The following is a 17,005-nucleotide window of genomic DNA, read 5'->3' as shown; positions in this document are numbered from 1 at the left end:
TTAACTCGGATCGATCAGGCTTGCATCGCCGTTGGCGTCGTCGGTCTCCTGAGGTGGTCGCGGCAAGCGCCAGTCCTCGCCCACATAGGCGCCGAAACCGCGCAATACACCGCGCGCGGTGTTGGAGACGATCTGAAGGTTTCTGTCGGCACTCAGCACGCCGTTAAAGTATGTGCCCATGGCGGCGACTTGCATGTCGACGACGTCGTTGACGCGGAGCGGCAACCTCTTGCCCGTCTGTCGTCCGATGCGGACCCACTCCATGTAGTAAAGAAGCATGCACAACGAGTAACGGAAGGCGAACTGGCCTATGGTGTCGCGCAGCAGCATCGGCGCGCGGCGGCGGGGCTCCTGGTTCTGCAAGATGAACCCGCCGGTCGTCTCTTTAAGAAGATCAAGGAGCTTGCGGCGCGTGCTGTCCGTCACGTCCTTCATAGTGCGAATCTGCGTTAGCTCGGCCGGCGTGAAGTCCTGTGCCGCGGACACCAGTCCGGGCTCGAGCGCGGCCACTTCCTCGGTCAGCCGAGCCACGATGAGCTGTGCGTCAGCCTCGAGCTGCGCCATCTCCTTGGCGAGGCCGGCTGGCGGCGGCAGCGTCAGCAGCCGGCGAGACAGATCTGTCAGATGGGCCGTGGCCTCATAGTCGAACAGGACGTGGCTCTGCTCTGCGGAAGTGATCTTTTCGCCTAGCATCTCGTGGGTGCGGCGCAGGGCATAGGATTGCTGCGGATAATGTGCGACGATTTGCAGCGATTCCCGAGACGTCGACAGCGCCCTGGTCTTGCGCATCTCGACTAACATGAGGTCCGACAGCGCGATCGCATGGTCGCGCGACGCTTGCAGGTAGGCCTTTAAGCCAGGATGACGTAACGCGTTCGTGTCCGCGAGCAGAGTAACCATTCAACGCAAATGCCGACCTTGTCCCTAGACTTCGCAGTTGTAGTTGAACCGCGAAGCGGAGCAATGGTGACTCTGTTGAGGTTCGCACAATCGATAGCCTTTAGGTGCGCGCGGGGTCGAAACCGGCCAAGCGGGCGCTCCACTCTAGCAGCTCGTGACATTGAGCAGCGTTCGCGGCGACGCCGCCGACGTGACGGACACGACCCTTCTCTAGGTAGGCGCCGTTTAGCACAGCCGTATGTGGCGAGGCAGCAAGGTCGATCAGCATTTCGGCGCCCCGCTCGGGAGAGATCGCGAATAGCCGAACAAACCGGTAGTAGGGCTCAAGCCAACCACCTTCGCCCCGCCCGAACCCCGTCGCTACGAACCCCGGGCTGAAGCAATTGATCGTGATGCCGGTCTTCGCCCAGCGATGCGCCAGCGCACGCGTGAACATCAAGTTGTAAAGCTTGGTCGCGGCGTAAGTGGCGTTGGTGGAAAAGCGTCTTTCCGCCTGGAGGTTGGCTGGATCGTAACGGGCGTGCCGATAGACAAAAGAGCCGGTGTTGATGATCCGTGGAGCTGGCGCCGCAAGCAGCAGGCGCTTCAACCCAAAGGACATTGCGACGTAGGACAGATGATTGACCGCAACCGTTCGCTCGATCCCTTCGGCGGTCAGCGCCCGATGACGAAACCAAGTCCCGGCATTGTTGGCCAGAACATCGATCATGTGCTCAGTGGCCTCGATCTCGGCAATTGCCGATCGCGCACCTGCGACCAGGGAGAGGTCGGCTGAGATGAAGCGGTGGCTGCCGTGCTGGCAAGCGAGCAGGCTTGCGATGGCTTTCTGCCCCCGCGCTTTGTTGCGGCCAAGCACGATCAGACGATGCCCCCTTGCGGCCAGCGCTCGCGCGGCACTGAGGCCGATTCCTGCGGTACCGCCGGTGATGATGATCGTCTTGCTGTCCATATCCGCTCTCGTTGGAGAAAATTGAGAGCTCGCGCTATGAACCCTCAACCTAGGTAGAGGGTCAAGAGCTTATGCGTATCGGCGAACTCGCGACGCGCTCCGGCGTCTCAGTGTCACGCATCCGCTTTTACGAAGGTCGGGGGCTGCTGCCGCAAGTGCCGCGAGAGGACAACGGCTACCGCAGCTATGGGGAAGGGACCGTTGCTACACTCCGGTTCGTCGACCAGGCGAAGCGCTTGGGCTTTACGTTAGCGGAGATTAGGGAGGCAGCGCCGGAGGCCGTTGGAGCGACACTATCCCCGGCAACCATCATTACGGCTCTGCGCCGGAAGGGTATTGAGGTCGATCAGCTGATTGAAGCTGCTACCGTCAAGAAACTGGCGATTGCCGCGCTGCTGGAGGAGTTGCAGTGCGTCGGATGATTGCGGCCTCGAGGCAACTTCTCGAACGCAATTTGGCGTGGGGAGCAGCGACACGTTGGGGTCGTCCATGCGGTCGCGACCTGACTCACCATGAGTTGCAACATAGATTGAAGGTTAAAACATGAGAGCCGGAAGCGACGCCCTCGAACTGCGGGGTGCATCCCTCACCGCGTACGAGGGCTCGCTGCTAATTGAAGATCAAGGTTGGAACGGACCATAGCAGGAGCCGTTACGCGCGAGTGAGGTTTTGCGAGGCTGTATGGCTCACCTATCGCCGATCGAAATGGAGAACTGGCTGGCGCTCTATGTCGCAGTCGGGCTGTGCTGTGCGTTCGCGGTCGTCCTCTCGATTATGACAACGGCCGTGCAGCTTTACCGCGAACAGGCATGGAGTGAATTCCGGTCGCTCCGGGGTGCGGTCCTGTTCATTCCCCGGACGTGGTGGCGGTGGCAGAAGCTGTACTTGCTATCCACTCCCGTCACGCTGGCGATCGTCGGCTCATTCGCCGCCACTCTGACTTGGGCCTGAGGCGGCAACATCACAGCTACTGACCGAGGCAATTGACCAACCGGCGATAGACCAGGCCGTTCTTGAGATCCTTTGGTTCAATCGTGACGGTGGGAGCGATCTGCTCCAGGCATCGCTCAAGTGCGGAATCTTCTTCGATTTCGACGTCTCCGGCCTGAACGATCACCTGCCGGATTTCGCCCGTCGACCGTGACCTGGCCTCGCAAAGGAAATTCGGCCGGCACGATCCCAGCGGAGTGAGCCGATCGAAGACTGGCTTTTCGATCGCGACATCGACCCCGTCGCGATCGAAAGCCTTTCTTGCGTCCAACAGCGCTTTCAAGATGCGTCGTTCGAACTCCGTTTCGACAGGGACGAAGCGATTGCCAGAGAAGATCGGCTGCGCGTACGCCCTCAGCGGCGCAAAGCCTCTCGCTTCCGGATATTCCCCGATGACGACGATTACGAGATATGGCCCCTTCACCGGGTTGCTCAGCACCGCCGGCGATTGCACGCGATTGGCGACCCTGATCGGGTCACATCCGGCCGGATAGATCGTCGAGCCTTTGAATTCCGAGGCGAAGACGGTGAGAAACCCTTGTGCAGCGTGCCCGCGGGGCCATTGGCTCGCGAGAGCACGGATGCCGGCATAGGCGCGCCGGCTGTGTAGAGCCTGGCCGTGCGTCCAGAATGCCCGGCCGAGCTCGATGCCTGGCGCGATATCGATGTGAGTGGCAGCTCGGTTGAGCGCGCGAAATTCATCAACGATCGACCGCTCCACCAGCTCTTCGGTAAGCGGCGGAGCAACATTGAGGCGGCTGGCGGCAAGCAACCGCCACAAGAGCCTAGCGAGGCGCGGGACCGATGCGCTTCGGGTCCGGTCATCTCCACCGTCATCGTCGGGACGCTGGGCGAGCTTCTCCGGCGCCGGCCGCAAGACCTCGAAGTAGCCGCTGGGCGGATCGGCTGGAGTCTGCGCGCTGCGCGTCTGCGTTATACGGTTGGTCACCTGATCGCGAAAAAAAGGGCAATCCGGGAGATGCTCTGGCCGTTTCGGGCTGGTCAGTCGACGAAGATAGTATGTTTCGGCTTCCGAGAGGAAAGCGGGCGTGAGGATGGGCGGCGGCCGATCGGCTCCAAGACAATCACAAGCCAGCCATTTGTCTCCGATGCGAGCTTGTTGGACGAGCGTGATGCCAGCCTCCTCATCGTCGCGCGTTCCCTCGCCGCTGTACCAGTTCACCAATGCCGCCCGAAGTGGCCGCGGCAGGGGGATGCGGACTCCACAAAGCCCGTCGGTATGGCGATCGATCAACCACATGGCACAGCCTGTTCGAGGACTGTCTTCGATGCTCGACACGAACCGCAGGATTGACAACCGCAATTCGCATGATCTCCACTTCCGGTCTCGACCGGACTGGAGACCCGAATGCGCATTGGTAGCTTCTGCATCGTTGCCGTCGTTGCGGTTCTCAGCGGCGTTCAGGCCCAGGCGCAGCCGTCTCGATCCGGAAGAACCGTCGAGGTGATCTCGATGCCCTCCACGCTCGCTGCTCAGCCGGTCGACCGAGACGAGGGGGCAGGGGCTGGCGAGTTTAGGGCGGAGGGCGAAGGCGCCATGGTCCATTCCTTCCGAACCCACGATCTAAGCCGTCGCTGGGTTTCTTTCGAGATGGCGAGCAGCTTCGCCTCAGCAGGCACAATACCGGATGCGGCTGCCATTTCACCAAGGGGAGAGACTGCTCCGGATGGTGCCGATCTGCCTCTGCTCCGACCGCCGCCGGCGATCGCGATACCCGCATGGATGGGCAGACCTCTCGCCTTCGCGACTGCGACGATGCCTTTTACACCTAGGTGCACGGCGAGCGGCTACCGACCGGCTGGATTCCTGAGCAGGAATGTCGAGAAGCGCCGGTTTGATTACTATGCCATGATGAGCAACATCGCCTGTGAGCATGGGATCCCGGTAGGGCTCTTCGATGCGATGATCATCCGTGAGAGCGGTTACCAAGCCGATATATTCTCCAAAAAGAGGGCTTTTGGGCTGACCCAGTTGATGCCGGGGACGGCCGCAGGGCTGGGCGTCGACCGGTACGATGTCGAACAGAACCTGCGAGGAGGCGCACGTTACCTGAGACAGCAACTGGACAGCTTCGGCCAGGTTCATCTTGCTCTTGCTGCCTACAATGCCGGACCGGGGCGTATCCGCAATGGCGCCGTTCCAAGGATTCCCGAAACGCTGGACTATGTCGACAATGTCCTTCTCAACTGGCGTCGGTTGGCAGGCGTGCCGCGCGTCGCGACGGTGCAAGCGACCATCGGAGCGCCATTCCCGGCACCCCCATCATCCGGGCGAATCGCGTTGGTATCCTCGTTCTGAGGCAACGCTTTGAACGCGGATGAAGGGCTTAATTGTACGCGCTACAGCCCGATCTTCGAGACCTCGGAAAGATAGTCCCGGCGCGCCATCACGGCCGAGACTTCCTTCACGAGCTTCTCGACCAGCGCTTTGCGTAAGGGCCCAGCCCACTCTTTCCGGACCTCCGTGCCGTCCATACCCTCGATCTCGTCCAGCGCGGAAAGAAGCATCGAAGGAAGGCCCTGGAACAGCTCGGTCAACATCGCGATCGAGGTAGCAAATCGCTCGTCGTGGAAGAGGCGCTGGTCGCGGTAAGTTTCGACAGTGATAATTGCTTGCACGATGTTGATTTCGAGGGCGTCAAGGATCTGCTGAAATTCCCGCAGCGACATCGTGGCTCGCTTCTTGGGATCGCTGTGTAGAAGAAGACCGAGGCGACTTTTGCTGATACCGGCCTGCAGAGCGAGCTTCCGCTGCCCCACGTTCTTCTCGGACATGGCTTCCAGGATCAGCGGGATGAAGTCCCGCTGGTTGCTGTTGACCGAATTGTCGGCGTCCTCCGACGCCTCGATCCGGGCAGGGGAAGACATGCACCGAGCCCCCTCTCCTAGGTTAGGGCTCCGACGAAACCATAGGCGCCCAGCCTTGGCAAGGTCGACTATCTCACTGCAACAGCACCGTTTTGGATGGAAGTGGCGCGAAGCCGGACTACGTTTCCGCCACTGGCCGTCGATTCCGCCTCGGCCGCTGCGTCACGAGACCACAGGCGCTGCAGAATTCCCGCCGCTTTCTGTCCGACAACGTAATTGAACAGCGCGACAGAGATGGTGTCCGCCAATGTGAGGCTTCTGCCAAGCATTTCATCAAGTTGGCACTTCAAGGCAGCTAGGTTGTCGGCACTGGGCTTGGCGATACTCACGTAGATTTTGATGTCGCCGCCCGTGGGAACGGTCGAGAGATGCTCTTGAATCGTATCGACCTGTTGATCGACCGGGACGGCATCGCGAAAGATTCGCTGATCCAACAGTCCATCGAGCGTCTGATACTGCATCGTCTCGTTAGCATGCAGACGCAGGCTTTCGGTCGTCAGGCGGAAGAAGTGCTCGGAGATTTCGAGCGGAATCCGTCGCGGATCCGCGCTCACAGCATCGATCTCCGACCGCTCCTCAGCCACCTCTGCCAACCCGCTCGCTTCCTGGTGCTACCGTGCCGACCAGTCCGATCCGAAGATCGACCGCTGCGAATCTACTCTCATTTATGCGTAGCCGCAATAATCGAGCCGCGCCCCGGAGCGAGGGCACAATGCCCGCGGCGAGGGGCGCAGCGCCCGCGATATCGGGGCACCCTGCCCGGTTGCACGGGGCAGGGTGCCCCGCACTTCCGGGGTGGCCACAACTGAAGCTGTATAAAGCGAGTTGATCCCGGGTGGGTGACGGAAACTTTGTTGTCGGTCACCGTTGGGGAAGGTCACCCTTCAAATGGGCGCGGAAACAGTCGCGTTCGATTTGAAGGGAAACTCTCATGCAGTCTGTCCTCAAATACAGCGGCCGCGCGGAGCTGGCGATCCTCGCCCTCTTCGCGCTGGCGTTCGCGCTGTTCTTCCTTGCCGGGCCGGCGTTCGCCGGAGCGGACACCACGTTCGACACCGCGCTGACGAAGTTCACCGACTTCCTCGAGGGTTCCGGCGGCAAGATCATCACCGTGCTTTCGCTTGCCGGCGGCATCGTGGCGCTCGCTTCGGGCCGCTTCTCCATGGGCCAGATCGCGATCCCGGTCGGCGTGGGCGTGGGCGCCGGCACCGGCATTCCGATCGTCACCTCGACCGTGACGGCAACGATCTGACGAGTCCGACGGTCGGTCGGACTAGCAGATCCGGCCGGCTCTTGGAGGGGGTGGTGCAATGGCTGCGGACAAGTACGTCATACCGTCTCATCTAGACGACCCTGAGCTAATCGGGCTGTGGACGCTAGATGAATTCCTGGCGATGGTGATCCCATTCGTTTGGGGAATCCTGTCTCAGCATATCCTTCTTGGCATGTTGCTTGCGGGCGCAGGCTGGTGGGGATTGAAGAAGGCTAAGGCAGGTCGGGCGGCATCGTGGCTGCTTCACATGGCTTATTGGCACCTTCCGGCCGGGTTCACCGGCATGAAGGCCACGCCACCCTCTTACCTCCGGCTGATGGCGGGGTAAGATGGAGATCTCCTACACCCACGCCCAGAGCCAGCGGGTCCTTAAGCAGCGCAACCTGCTGATAGTGACGACCGTCGGCCTGAGCATCCTCTCCGCGATCCTGCTGCTCGTCACCGCGACCCGTGATCGGGAAGTCGTCCTGCAGCCGGTGCTCCATTCGCCGCTTTCCGTGAGCAGCGCTGGCGTGTCGAGAGAGTATCTTGAGCTCATCACACGGGACGTTGCGGTACTGACGCTCGATCGCAGCCCGTCCAACCTCGAATACTGGATGAAGTCGGTCCTCGAGATCACCGCGCCCAGTGCTCAAGGTCGGGTTCGCGCCGATCTTATGAAGATTGTGAACGAACAGCGCGGTTCGTCGATCGCGCAGTTCTTCACCATCCAGACGATGGAGATCGACCCGAAGAATCTCTGGTCGACGGTGACTGGCGATCTCCACACGATCGTCGGCAACAAGGTGATCGCCAAGGACCGGCGGACCTTCCGCTTCGATTGGCAATATTCCGGCCTCTCTCTGAAGCTTGTGGGCTTCGGGATGGTGACCACCGGCAAGGAGAGGGATCAGTGATGTCGGTCTTGGCCATCGGTAGCGCCGCGACAGGCGTTGCCCTCCTGAACCGCTACTATTGCTTTGTCAGCCGCTTTTTCGGCGCGTCGTTGGTCGCCGTCGCCGCGCTGCTCATCGCCGGGCCAGCCTGGGCCGATCAGACCGTCCTGGCCTCCGATGGAAGCCAGGTCGACTGTGCCGCCTCGGCGAAGGACCTGACGCGGATCAGCCTCGTCGAGGACGAGTTCGCCTCGGTCTCGAAGATCTCGACCGGAAACCCGCAGGACGATTTCTCGGTCGTGAACGAGCCCGTCCGGGGGGATATATATCTGTCGGTGCCGGATGGCTTCGGTCGCCACGCGCTCTCCTTTTTCGGCACCAGCAAGCGCGGCTATGTCTACAAGTTCGTCTGCCGCATTGCGGGCGATCAAGCTGTGCAGGTGTTCATCTCGAACCCTGCGATCGCGAAGGACAAGGCGGAGGAAACCTCACCGCGGATCGCAGCGGCCAGCCCGCAGGATAACGCCGTCGAACTGGTGCAGGCGATGTATGCCAATCAGGTCGTCGATGGCTACGAGATGCGGCAGCGCGCGCTGCGTCCGGTCTACGTCGGCAACCTCAAGGTTCAGATGATCGCCGAGTACCGCGGGGCGGAGCTCACCGGTCGCGTCCTCCGCATTGAGAACAGCGGCAGCGATGCGGTCACGCTGACCGAAGCGGCCGTGGCACCCGCCAGCGCGCTCGCCGTGTCGATAGCGGAACCAAGGCTCGATCCCGGGAAGGTCACGACGGCCTACCTCGTCTCGTCGAACGGGAGGCAATGACATGGCTTTGAGCGATCTCCTGAGGCGCAAGCGCGCGCCACTCGACAGCACCTCGGATGAGGGCGTGTCCCCCGTCTCTAGTGACCTCGCCACGAACGACAGCGTGCGGAAGCGGCAGCGGATGCTCCTGGCTGGCGTCGCCGGAGTGGGACTCGTCGCGTCATCCTTTTGGATATTCGGTGACGATGGCGACCGATCGGGCGCCTCCGTGGACGATGCTACCAAGGTCGAGGTGTCGACCAAGGACATGGTCAACAAGAACCTCAACCAGCAGGAGTGGATGGCGCTCTCCGAAAATCAGATGCAGTCGGTCGAGAACCAGCTGAAATCTGTGAACGGGCAGCAGCAGCGCATGGACCAGCTCGCGCAGCAGGTCGAGCTGCTCAAGGGTCAGAATCAGGCAATGCAGGCCGACGGCGCACGCGTGCTGTCAGCCTATCAGCAGGAGAACGATCAGCTTCGACGGGACATGGCGTCGGCCCGCGCGGCGACGCCACCAGCGCCGGGGCCCGGCGCGATGTATGGACCGAGCGGGACGCAGAGCTATCAGCGACCCGACAGTCCAGACGCGACGCGGGCATTGTCCGCCGCCGGTAGCGGGGCGGAGGTCAAGCTGGTGAGCTTCCAGACTGCCGATGGCGGTACGGCGACGAGGATCGCCAAGGGAAGCACGACCTTCACCGACAGCATCAACTACCTCCCGCCGAACAGCTTCGCCAGCGCGAAGGTCATCGTCGGCGTCGATGCGAGCGCCGGCGTGAACAGCCAGACGGACCCTCTGCCGGTCGTGCTCCGTGTCACGGGACCTGCGCGCTCGGTTTATCAAAACGGGCGTCTTCTTACGACTAAGATCGAAGGGTGCCTGATCAACGGCGCGGCACGCGGCGATCTCTCCAGCGAGAAGGTCTACGTCAAACTTCAGAAGATGACGTGCCCGCAGCCGGGCGGCCGCTACGCGGTGTCCGAGGTCAAGGGCTTCATCGCTTTTGGCGGCAAGACCGGCGTTCGCGGTCGGGTTGTCAGCCGCGAGGGGTCTCTTGCAATGCAGGCGTTCCTCGCCGGGTTAGTCAGCGGCGGCGGCAATGCGCTGAACTCGGCGTTCAATCAGCCGCTGGCGACCATCAGCGACAATGGAGAGGGCGGCTTAAACCGTACCCCCAATCTGGGCAGCGTTGGCTTGCGCGCGCTCGGCGGCGGCGCTGCCGAGGCCGGCAAGGATGTCTCGAAATACCTGATCGAGCGCGCCGAACAATATCAACCGGTCATCGAGATGCCGACGGGCGTCGACGTTGAGATCGTTTTCCTGGAGGGTGTCTATGTCCGTAACTGATCGGATACGACGGCTTGGCGCCGTCGCCCGTTCCGCTCCTGCAATCCTGGCGATCGGGGCGCTCGGCATCGCCGGCATCGCGCTCGCGGCGGATGCGGCCAAAGTCGAGGAAACGCAGGTCGTGAACCTGCTGAAAACGCGGCTGCCCAAGACCGAGCTTACGAAGGTCGACTGCAAAAAGATCGACGGCCTGTGCGAGGTCACCGCAGGCTCGAACCTATTCTACGTCAACCACGGCTCGCGTTATCTGATCATCGGCCGGGTCTATGACATGGAAACGCGTCAGGACCTGACAGCCGCGCGTCTTCTGGAGATCAACCCGGACATGCTGGTCGGCGGGGCGGCGAAAGCCAACGCCGCCGCCGATGAAGCCGGCAGCTCTGATGCGGGCATTTCCAGCGCGGCGGTTGGCGCGAGAAAGGTCACCGCCCCAGCAAAGCCAGCGGCGCTGAATCTCGCGAGCTTGCCGGCCGATGGCGCGATCGTGTGGGGCAACCGGTCCGCGAAGCACACGGTCACCGTCTTTACCGACTTTCGCTGCGGCTACTGTCGGGCGTTGACCAACGTCCTGCGCAGCATGGAGGTGAAGGTTGTCGAGCGGCCGATATCGGTGCTCGGCAGCCGCGACATCGCAGACCGGGTCTACTGCTCCAAGAACCAGGAAGAGGCCTTGCACGCGGCATACGCCGGCGAGCCCGTCAAGGCACCCAGTCCGTGCAATACCGCGGGCCTTGATGCCAATGAGAAGTTCGCACGAAAGCACGGCCTGAACGGCACGCCGATAATCGTTCGCGGCGATGGAGAAGTGATCGAGGGTTACCGGCCCAAAGAGTTCCTCGAGGCTTGGTTGAAGGGTGCGACGTCGTGAGTGCGCACGATCCACGGTCTGCTCGCAAACGAGCTCTCATCGGCGTCGTCGGACTGGCTGCGCTCAGCGGGTGCACGACCTTCGGCGGGAACGTGAAGGGAAGCTTCTCTTGCTCCGCTCCCGACGGCATCTGCGCGCCTTCGTCATCGATCGATGACCGCGCTCTCGCCATGATCGCGGACAGCGCGGGCAGTCCGGAATTGTCGCCAGCGGGCGGTTCCCGAGCTCAGGTATCGACGGCCAGCGTTTCCCGGAAGGCTTCCACCGTTCAGCCGCTGCCGCTCGGCGAGGCTGATCCTCGGCGAACCCAGGAGCGCGTCCTCCGCATCGTCTTCCAGCCGTACATAGATGATAGGGGGCGGCTACATGAAGCAAGCGCCGTGCACGCGGTGGTCCAGCGAGGCGAATGGCACCAAGAGGTGGTGGCCACCTCGACAAGCTTGCCCGATCGAAATGCGTCGCGAGCACCGGTGCCCGCGGAATCGCTCGCCGATGCGGTTGACCGCGCTGATCACGGAGGCGTTGCGTTTGCAGTCGATCCGGACCTTCCCGATCCCGCTGCCGTCGCGGCCGCGCGCGCTCGCGCTGTGGACCCGGTGGCAGCCATCAAATCCGAGGTTGCGGCTCGCCTAGTCCCCAAGGCGGGCCGCACGCCGCCACCCGCGCCTGGCGCCGGGGGCGCGGCAGGGCCGAAGCCGGCGGCCATCGCGCCCAAGGTGAGCGGTGACCTCGACAGGGACAAAGTTGGCGTAGCGGGGCGCCTGGAGAATCAGGCACCTCCGGCTAACGCCGCCATAGCGACCGCCGCCGGAGATGAGCCGCCCGCGCCCGCCAGCTCGCCGCCGCCCCCGAAGCCGACGGTTAAAGCCCCCGGCTTTCCCGGCACCGGACCGGAGGACAATTAACATGGGTCAAGGCTTCTTCGACGATCTTCTCGCCGGCGTTTTCGGCGACAGCAAACGGCCGGACACGCAGCGGCCGGACCTAGGAGTTCCGATGCTCGCGCATTGGTTGCCCTATCGAAGCTACGATCCGAAAACCGGCATCTTCTACAACAGCGCGTCACGCGGGTTCGTGATCGAGGCGGCACCGCTGGTCGGCGCAGACGAGCGCACAGGGGAAATCCTCGCGCAGTTTCTTTCGGAAGGCATTCCGGCGCCAGGATGCCTGCAGTTTCATCAGTGGATGTCGCCGCGGGTCGGAGAACGCCTTTCGAGATGGTATCTGCCGCGATACTCGGCACGCGGCGTCTACGAGCGCATGGCGAAACACCGCGTCGACTTCCTGACAAATGGCGTGTGGGCATCGCTTTCTGCCGATGCCCCGTTCTGCCTCCGCAACCACCGTGTGGCGATCTCATACTCCACGCCCGAATCCTCGAGCGTTTCGGTCGAACAGATCGTCTCGGTGATGGAAGGCATCATCTCGGCGCTTCAGTCGATCAATGTCTCGGCCCGCAAGATGGACCCCGTTGCGCTGATCAGCTGGATCGACGACATCACCTCGCCGACCACCGCGGCGGGCGAGGATGCGGTCAGCTATAATCCCCTCGATCCCATCGCCGACCAGGCGATCCGGCGGGACATAGAGCTGAACGTCGAGCCCGACCGCATGCTGCTGCGCACCGAGCGCTTCCGGCCCACCGGTAAAACGCTCGAAGGCGCGCCCGAGATCGGCGAGATCTATCCCGACGTCTTCGACGTCCGATCCTTCTCGGTTCGCAACCTCCCGAACCGCTGGGCCCCTTGGGATGTCGCGCGGCTGATAGGCGACATGTTCACCGATAAGCTGCGCATGCCGTGCCCCGTCGCCACGAACCTCTGCATCGACTTTCCCGATGCACAGGCCACCACCAACAAAGCCAGCTACAAATTTATGCGGACGACGAGCCTGGCGGACTCCAAGTCATCGAAATTCCTGCCCCAACTTCGCGAGCAGTCTCAGGAGTGGCGACACGTCAATGAGGAGATCCGGCAGGGTCGCAAGCTCGTCCGGGTGTTCTTCAGCGTCACGTCCTTCTCACCGAAGGGCAAGGGCGACAGCCATGAGCGAGTGCTGAAGTCCATCTATCGTGCCGCTGGCTGGGACCTCCTCGACGACCGCTACCTCCAGGTGATGGGCCTGCTCTGCGCCATGCCGATGACGATGGCCAACGGCCTGTCGAAAGACCTGGAGCGCATGAAGCGTATGCGCACGCTGCTCACGACGACCGCGGCCAACCTTGCACCCCTGCAGGGAGAATATCTGGGCGGTGCGGTGCCCCATCTGCTTCTGATCGGGCGGCGCGGGCAGCCGTTTTTCTGGAGCCCTTTCGAGAACGCAGCGGGCAACCACAATGTGGCGGTGTTCGGCAAGTCCGGCTCGGGCAAGTCCGTCGCCCTTCAGGAGCTTTGCGGATCGCTCTGCGGCGCCGGTGCCAGGGTGGTCGTCATCGATGATGGACGGTCGTTCGAGCATTCCGCCAAGCTCCAGGGAGGGGCGTTCGTCGAATTCACGATGAGCTCGGGGTTCTGCCTCAATCCTTTTTCCATGATCGATCAGGCGCAGGCCGCGGAGGATGAGGACTACCTCCTCGACTGCATGGCGATGCTCAAGGCGATCATCAATCAGATGTCGCGTCATATCAATCTGCTGGACGACACGGAACGCGGGCTGATCGACGGCGCCGTCAACCAGGTCTGGGAGGCTCACGGCAGCGAAGGCTCGATCGATCTGGTGATCGAAGCGCTCGAGGCGACCGGCAACCCGCTCGCTGCCAATCTCGCGATAGCGATGCGGCCTTTCTCGTCGACCGGAACTTATGGTCGGTTCTTCCAGGGCCAGGTGTCGTTCGAACTGAAAGCGCAGCTCACGGTGTTCGAGCTCTCCGACCTGTCGGCTCGAGAGGAACTCCGCAGCGTCGTGCTGACCGCCATCATGTTCATGTCGCAGCAGATGATGCGCAAGCTCGATCGATCGATCCCAAAGGCGCTTCTCCTCGACGAGGCCTGGCAGATGCTCCGCGGTGGGGCGATGGCCGACTTCATCGAAACCTATGCCAGAACGTGCCGGAAATATGGCGCGTCGCTCGTGACCGCCACGCAATCGCTGAACGACTATTACAAGTCGGCCGGATCGATCGCTGCGCTCGAGAACTCGGACTGGTTCGTGATCCTGCAGCAGAAGCCGGAGACGATCGCCGACTTCAAGAAGCACGATCGCTTCGAAATGGACGATTACACCGACGCCTTGCTCCGCTCGCTCAAGCGAAACGGATTCGAATACTCCGACATCATGATCAAGGGTCCCGACACGCTCGCGGTCGGGCGGCTCGTCCTCGATCCCTATTCGGCGACGCTCTTCTCCTCCAGCCCCAAGACCTTCGCCGCGATTGACGGCCTGATCGCCGAGGGCCTGAGCATCGACGAGGCGATCGAGCGCATCGCGTTCCCCGACAACCCAGAGAAATGGACCAGCAATCTCGATCAATTGAGCGAGATTGCGATGGCCGCGGAGTAGGATCATGGCGACGATCATCGACAAGGTGCGGATTGCTGACGACGAGCGGAGCGCTCGCGCCTTGCCTTGGCGCGCTGTCCTCCACTTCATGCTTCACGGGTTGGGCGTCGTGGTTTCGACGCTGCTGATCACATGGGGCCTGTTCTTCCTGTTCTTCCTGCTCCTGGGAGACCTGTCGTTCGACGGTCTCGTTCATCAGCTTCACAATTTCACAAGCCGTTATGTGGGTGCGGACGTGGCTCGCACGGCCGCCTTCCAGCACACGTTCGCCGTCGCGCATGTGATCCTCTCGAGCGCGATCATCCTCCTGCGACGGGATAAGCTTCTGCCCCGTCATCGTGGTGAGGGAGTCGGTCGCCGTGGCTGAACAGACCGAACTCGACCTTCCGCCGGCGCCGGCAAGCGCAGGAGCGGCCGCCCCCACAGCACGTAAAGCGGCCTTCGCAGGCTTCAGCCGACGCCAGATCCTCGCGGGAGTCGCGCTCTTCGCCGCGATCATATGGGGCATGTGGGTCACGCGCGCGCTTACCTCGGCAGAGAAGGAGCCTCTCGTGGCAGCGCGCCTGTCCGCCCTTGTCGGCGATTATGTCGAGGCGCAACGCTTCTCCGGGTCGCCGCCAGACCGGGTGCAGGCCGAGATGCGGGCCTTTATGGCATCGCTCGACAAGGAGCTGCAGCGACGAAGCACGCGCGGGCAGGTGGTGCTCGTCGGCGAGGCGGTGCTGACCAAGAATGTGCCGGATATCACCGACAGCCTGAAGGCAGCTGTGTTTGCGTCCGGTGTGCCGGTGCCGAAGCGCGCCTCCGTCGAGGAGCTGCAGCGCATGCAGGAACTGGCAGCCGCGCAGGCTGCGCTGGCGGCACGCCCCGCCCAGCCGAGTTTGATTGATCCGATCGGCGCGGCTCAGCAGCTTGTTCCGCCGGCTGCACCCGTGCCTTCAGCCACGTTGGCGCCAAGCGAGCGGGCCGGGCAGGGCGCAACAGTATCGACCTTCGGAGGGCCCGATGGTAGCCCCCGTCCGTGAGGTCCCACCGCTTCGGTGGCGACCGCGCAAGCGGCTTTGGGCGCTGCTCGGCATCGCGGTCGCCTGCTCGATCGGGCTGAGTGCGATAGGCAGCTGGCGGGACAGCCATGTGTTGCTCATCAACACGACCGACTCCTTGCCCAACTGGGCCTTCCTGATCCGCCGCCACGCTTTGCCTGAGAGGGGGGAGCATGTGTTCTTCGATCCTCCGCGCTCCGAGCTTCTCAGCCGCCATTTCGGACCGAAGCCGCAGATGTTCGGTAAGATCGTCTATGGTGTGCCGGGAGACATCGTCGGCCACTCCGGGCAGCTCGTGACGATCAACGGCGAGCCGGTCGCGCGCATGAAGGCGAGGACCAAGGCGGGCGATCCCCTCACACCGGGGGCGGTCGGCCAGATTCCGCCGGGGTGCTTCTTTGCAGGGTCTCCGCATCGTGACGGCTTCGACAGCCGCTATGCCGAGATCGGTCTGGTGTGCGGCCGGCAGATTGTCGGCGTCGGGGAGCCGGTGCTGTGATCCGCCTTGTCGCCAGCGCTGCAGGCGTCGCGCTATTTGGCGTGGCGATCGTGGTGACGGGCGCGATGCGCACCGAAGCACGGGACTATGGCCAGGCGGCCCAAAGCTTCCCGGTCATCGAGACGGACCTGCTGGCGACGATCGAAGCGCGGCTCAAGCGAGCCGAAGCGACAGGCGAGCTTGCGCGCACGAACGCGATGTTCGCCAAACGTGTCGAGGCCAAGGTGCGCCGGCCGACTCCTGTTGCCGGTCTCTCACCCGCATCGGTTGCGCGCGCCTGGGAGTATGATCCGTCGGTCCGGCTCGAACGCGACATCCGGGATCAAAAGGGCAATCTCATCGCCGCGGCCGGTCAAACGCTCAACCCGCTGGACTTCGTGGCGGTCAAGCAGGCGCTCGTATTTGTCGACGGGGACAACCCTGACCAGCTTGCCTGGGCGACGGGTCGCTACGATGACCGAGCCGCAAAGATCATATTCGTCGGCGGCTCGCCGATTGAAGAGATGACAAGCAGGAAGCGGCGGTTCTACTTCGATCAGGAGGGCAAGCTCACCTCGCGCTTCGGCATCGAGCACACGCCGGCGGTCGTTCGCCAGGACGGGCGCATCATGCGCGTGACCGAGCATGTGGTTAAGCCCGGGGGGGCGAGCTGATGCCGCTCTGGTTCGATCTGCTCCGGACGCCGATGGCCGCCCCCGAGACCCGCGGACTGCGTCGCCTCAGGCTGGCTTGGCAGACGCTCTGCTTCTCAAGCGTGCTCGTTATCGGCCTCTTCGGTCCCTTGCATCGCGCCGTCGGACGTCCCGCAGCGGTCGCGGCCGCGTCACTGCTGGCGGCCCTCCTGGTCTGCACCACGGTCTACATTGCGAAGAAGCAACGCGCCGACCGGACATTCCTCGAGCAGATCGGGGAAGCGGAATGATGTCGCGCCTGCTCCACAATCTTGTGATCCTCGTGGGAATCGTCCTGATCGGCGTGGCTCTCTCGCCGAAAGCCGAAGCGGCACCGACCTGCCACGGCAAGTTCGTCAATCCGGTCACCGATGTCTGTTGGTCATGGCTGTTTCC

At 62.8% G+C, this 17,005-nt stretch carries 21 protein-coding genes; 16 read left to right on the top strand and 5 right to left on the bottom strand.

Annotation, left to right across the window (positions count from 1 at the left end; all coding sequences use genetic code 11):
- On the bottom strand, positions 1 to 900 hold the full coding sequence (locus Q0U08_RS02985) for a hypothetical protein (protein WP_298089643.1): 900 nt from the start codon (positions 898 to 900) through the stop codon (positions 1 to 3).
- A gap of 100 nt (positions 901 to 1,000) precedes the next feature.
- The gene (locus Q0U08_RS02980) at positions 1,001 to 1,849 is read right to left on the bottom strand and encodes an SDR family NAD(P)-dependent oxidoreductase (protein WP_298089642.1); all 849 of its coding nucleotides are present in this window, start codon (positions 1,847 to 1,849) and stop codon (positions 1,001 to 1,003) included.
- Positions 1,850 to 1,920: 71 nt separating this feature from the next.
- Here Q0U08_RS02980 and Q0U08_RS02975 point away from each other — a divergent pair, with 71 nt between their 5' ends.
- Both Q0U08_RS02975 and Q0U08_RS02970 read left to right on the top strand, forming a co-directional pair.
- A complete protein-coding gene (locus Q0U08_RS02975) occupies positions 1,921 to 2,271 on the top strand; it encodes a MerR family transcriptional regulator (RefSeq protein WP_298089640.1) in 351 nt (116 codons plus the stop codon).
- Between the two features lie 259 nt (positions 2,272 to 2,530).
- Complete coding sequence (locus Q0U08_RS02970; RefSeq protein WP_298089638.1) at positions 2,531 to 2,800, top strand: hypothetical protein; 270 nt, start codon at positions 2,531 to 2,533, stop codon at positions 2,798 to 2,800.
- Positions 2,801 to 2,816: 16 nt separating this feature from the next.
- Here Q0U08_RS02970 and Q0U08_RS02965 read toward each other — a convergent pair whose 3' ends face one another.
- Positions 2,817 to 4,100, bottom strand: coding sequence for a hypothetical protein (locus Q0U08_RS02965; protein WP_298089637.1), 1,284 nt, complete (start codon positions 4,098 to 4,100; stop codon positions 2,817 to 2,819).
- Between the two features lie 108 nt (positions 4,101 to 4,208).
- Here Q0U08_RS02965 and Q0U08_RS02960 point away from each other — a divergent pair, with 108 nt between their 5' ends.
- Positions 4,209 to 5,159, top strand: a complete 951-nt coding sequence (locus tag Q0U08_RS02960; RefSeq protein ID WP_298089636.1) for a lytic transglycosylase domain-containing protein — start codon at positions 4,209 to 4,211, stop codon at positions 5,157 to 5,159.
- A 41-nt stretch (positions 5,160 to 5,200) separates the two neighbouring features.
- Here the strand turns inward: Q0U08_RS02960 and Q0U08_RS02955 are convergent, their stop codons facing one another.
- Positions 5,201 to 5,728, bottom strand: a complete 528-nt coding sequence (locus tag Q0U08_RS02955) for an XRE family transcriptional regulator (RefSeq protein WP_272781555.1) — start codon at positions 5,726 to 5,728, stop codon at positions 5,201 to 5,203.
- 68 nt (positions 5,729 to 5,796) lie between these two features.
- A complete protein-coding gene (locus Q0U08_RS02950) occupies positions 5,797 to 6,312 on the bottom strand; it encodes a hypothetical protein (RefSeq protein WP_298089659.1) in 516 nt (171 codons plus the stop codon).
- 347 nt (positions 6,313 to 6,659) lie between these two features.
- Here Q0U08_RS02950 and Q0U08_RS02945 point away from each other — a divergent pair, with 347 nt between their 5' ends.
- From Q0U08_RS02945 to Q0U08_RS02885, 13 genes are read left to right on the top strand one after another with little or no spacing between them, the layout of a single operon-like run.
- Positions 6,660 to 6,980, top strand: a complete 321-nt coding sequence (locus Q0U08_RS02945) for a TrbC/VirB2 family protein (protein ID WP_298089634.1) — start codon at positions 6,660 to 6,662, stop codon at positions 6,978 to 6,980.
- A gap of 58 nt (positions 6,981 to 7,038) precedes the next feature.
- Positions 7,039 to 7,329: a type IV conjugative transfer system protein TraL gene (gene traL, locus Q0U08_RS02940; RefSeq protein ID WP_069207811.1), complete on the top strand. Its 291-nt coding sequence runs from the start codon at positions 7,039 to 7,041 to the stop codon at positions 7,327 to 7,329.
- 1 nt (position 7,330) lies between these two features.
- Positions 7,331 to 7,897, top strand: a complete 567-nt coding sequence (locus Q0U08_RS02935; protein WP_298089633.1) for a type IV conjugative transfer system protein TraE — start codon at positions 7,331 to 7,333, stop codon at positions 7,895 to 7,897.
- Positions 7,894 to 8,700 carry a type-F conjugative transfer system secretin TraK gene (locus Q0U08_RS02930; RefSeq protein ID WP_298089632.1) on the top strand — a complete coding sequence of 269 codons (807 nt, stop codon included), beginning with the start codon at positions 7,894 to 7,896 and terminating at the stop codon, positions 8,698 to 8,700. Before Q0U08_RS02935 ends, Q0U08_RS02930 begins: the two co-directional genes overlap by 4 nt.
- 1 nt (position 8,701) lies before the next feature.
- Complete coding sequence (locus Q0U08_RS02925) at positions 8,702 to 10,030, top strand: TraB/VirB10 family protein (RefSeq protein WP_298089631.1); 1,329 nt, start codon at positions 8,702 to 8,704, stop codon at positions 10,028 to 10,030.
- Entirely contained in the window at positions 10,017 to 10,898 is an 882-nt protein-coding gene (locus tag Q0U08_RS02920) for a DsbC family protein (RefSeq protein WP_298089630.1), read from the top strand. The genes Q0U08_RS02925 and Q0U08_RS02920 overlap by 14 nt, the downstream gene beginning before the upstream one ends.
- Positions 10,895 to 11,803 carry a type IV conjugative transfer system lipoprotein TraV gene (gene traV / locus Q0U08_RS02915; protein WP_298089629.1) on the top strand — a complete coding sequence of 303 codons (909 nt, stop codon included), beginning with the start codon at positions 10,895 to 10,897 and terminating at the stop codon, positions 11,801 to 11,803. The genes Q0U08_RS02920 and traV overlap by 4 nt, the downstream gene beginning before the upstream one ends.
- Position 11,804: 1 nt before the next feature.
- Positions 11,805 to 14,396: a type IV secretion system protein TraC gene (gene traC / locus Q0U08_RS02910; RefSeq protein WP_298089628.1), complete on the top strand. Its 2,592-nt coding sequence runs from the start codon at positions 11,805 to 11,807 to the stop codon at positions 14,394 to 14,396.
- A 4-nt stretch (positions 14,397 to 14,400) separates the two neighbouring features.
- A complete protein-coding gene (locus Q0U08_RS02905) occupies positions 14,401 to 14,763 on the top strand; it encodes a hypothetical protein (RefSeq protein WP_298089627.1) in 363 nt (120 codons plus the stop codon).
- Complete coding sequence (locus Q0U08_RS02900) at positions 14,756 to 15,421, top strand: TrbI F-type domain-containing protein (RefSeq protein WP_298089626.1); 666 nt, start codon at positions 14,756 to 14,758, stop codon at positions 15,419 to 15,421. Before Q0U08_RS02905 ends, Q0U08_RS02900 begins: the two co-directional genes overlap by 8 nt.
- Positions 15,402 to 15,938: a S26 family signal peptidase gene (locus Q0U08_RS02895; protein ID WP_298089625.1), complete on the top strand. Its 537-nt coding sequence runs from the start codon at positions 15,402 to 15,404 to the stop codon at positions 15,936 to 15,938. The genes Q0U08_RS02900 and Q0U08_RS02895 overlap by 20 nt, the downstream gene beginning before the upstream one ends.
- Positions 15,935 to 16,591, top strand: coding sequence for a type-F conjugative transfer system protein TraW (traW, locus tag Q0U08_RS02890; RefSeq protein ID WP_298089623.1), 657 nt, complete (start codon positions 15,935 to 15,937; stop codon positions 16,589 to 16,591). Before Q0U08_RS02895 ends, traW begins: the two co-directional genes overlap by 4 nt.
- The gene (locus tag Q0U08_RS02885) at positions 16,591 to 16,860 is read left to right on the top strand and encodes a hypothetical protein (RefSeq protein ID WP_298089621.1); all 270 of its coding nucleotides are present in this window, start codon (positions 16,591 to 16,593) and stop codon (positions 16,858 to 16,860) included. The genes traW and Q0U08_RS02885 overlap by 1 nt, the downstream gene beginning before the upstream one ends.
- The last annotated feature ends 145 nt before the right edge of the window (positions 16,861 to 17,005 follow it).

The organism is uncultured Sphingomonas sp., from assembly GCF_946477935.1.
In the GTDB taxonomy this organism is placed as follows: Bacteria; Pseudomonadota; Alphaproteobacteria; order Sphingomonadales; family Sphingomonadaceae; genus Sphingomonas.
Note: the sequence above shows the minus strand (reverse complement) of the source record. Positions and strands in the feature narration are given on the sequence as shown.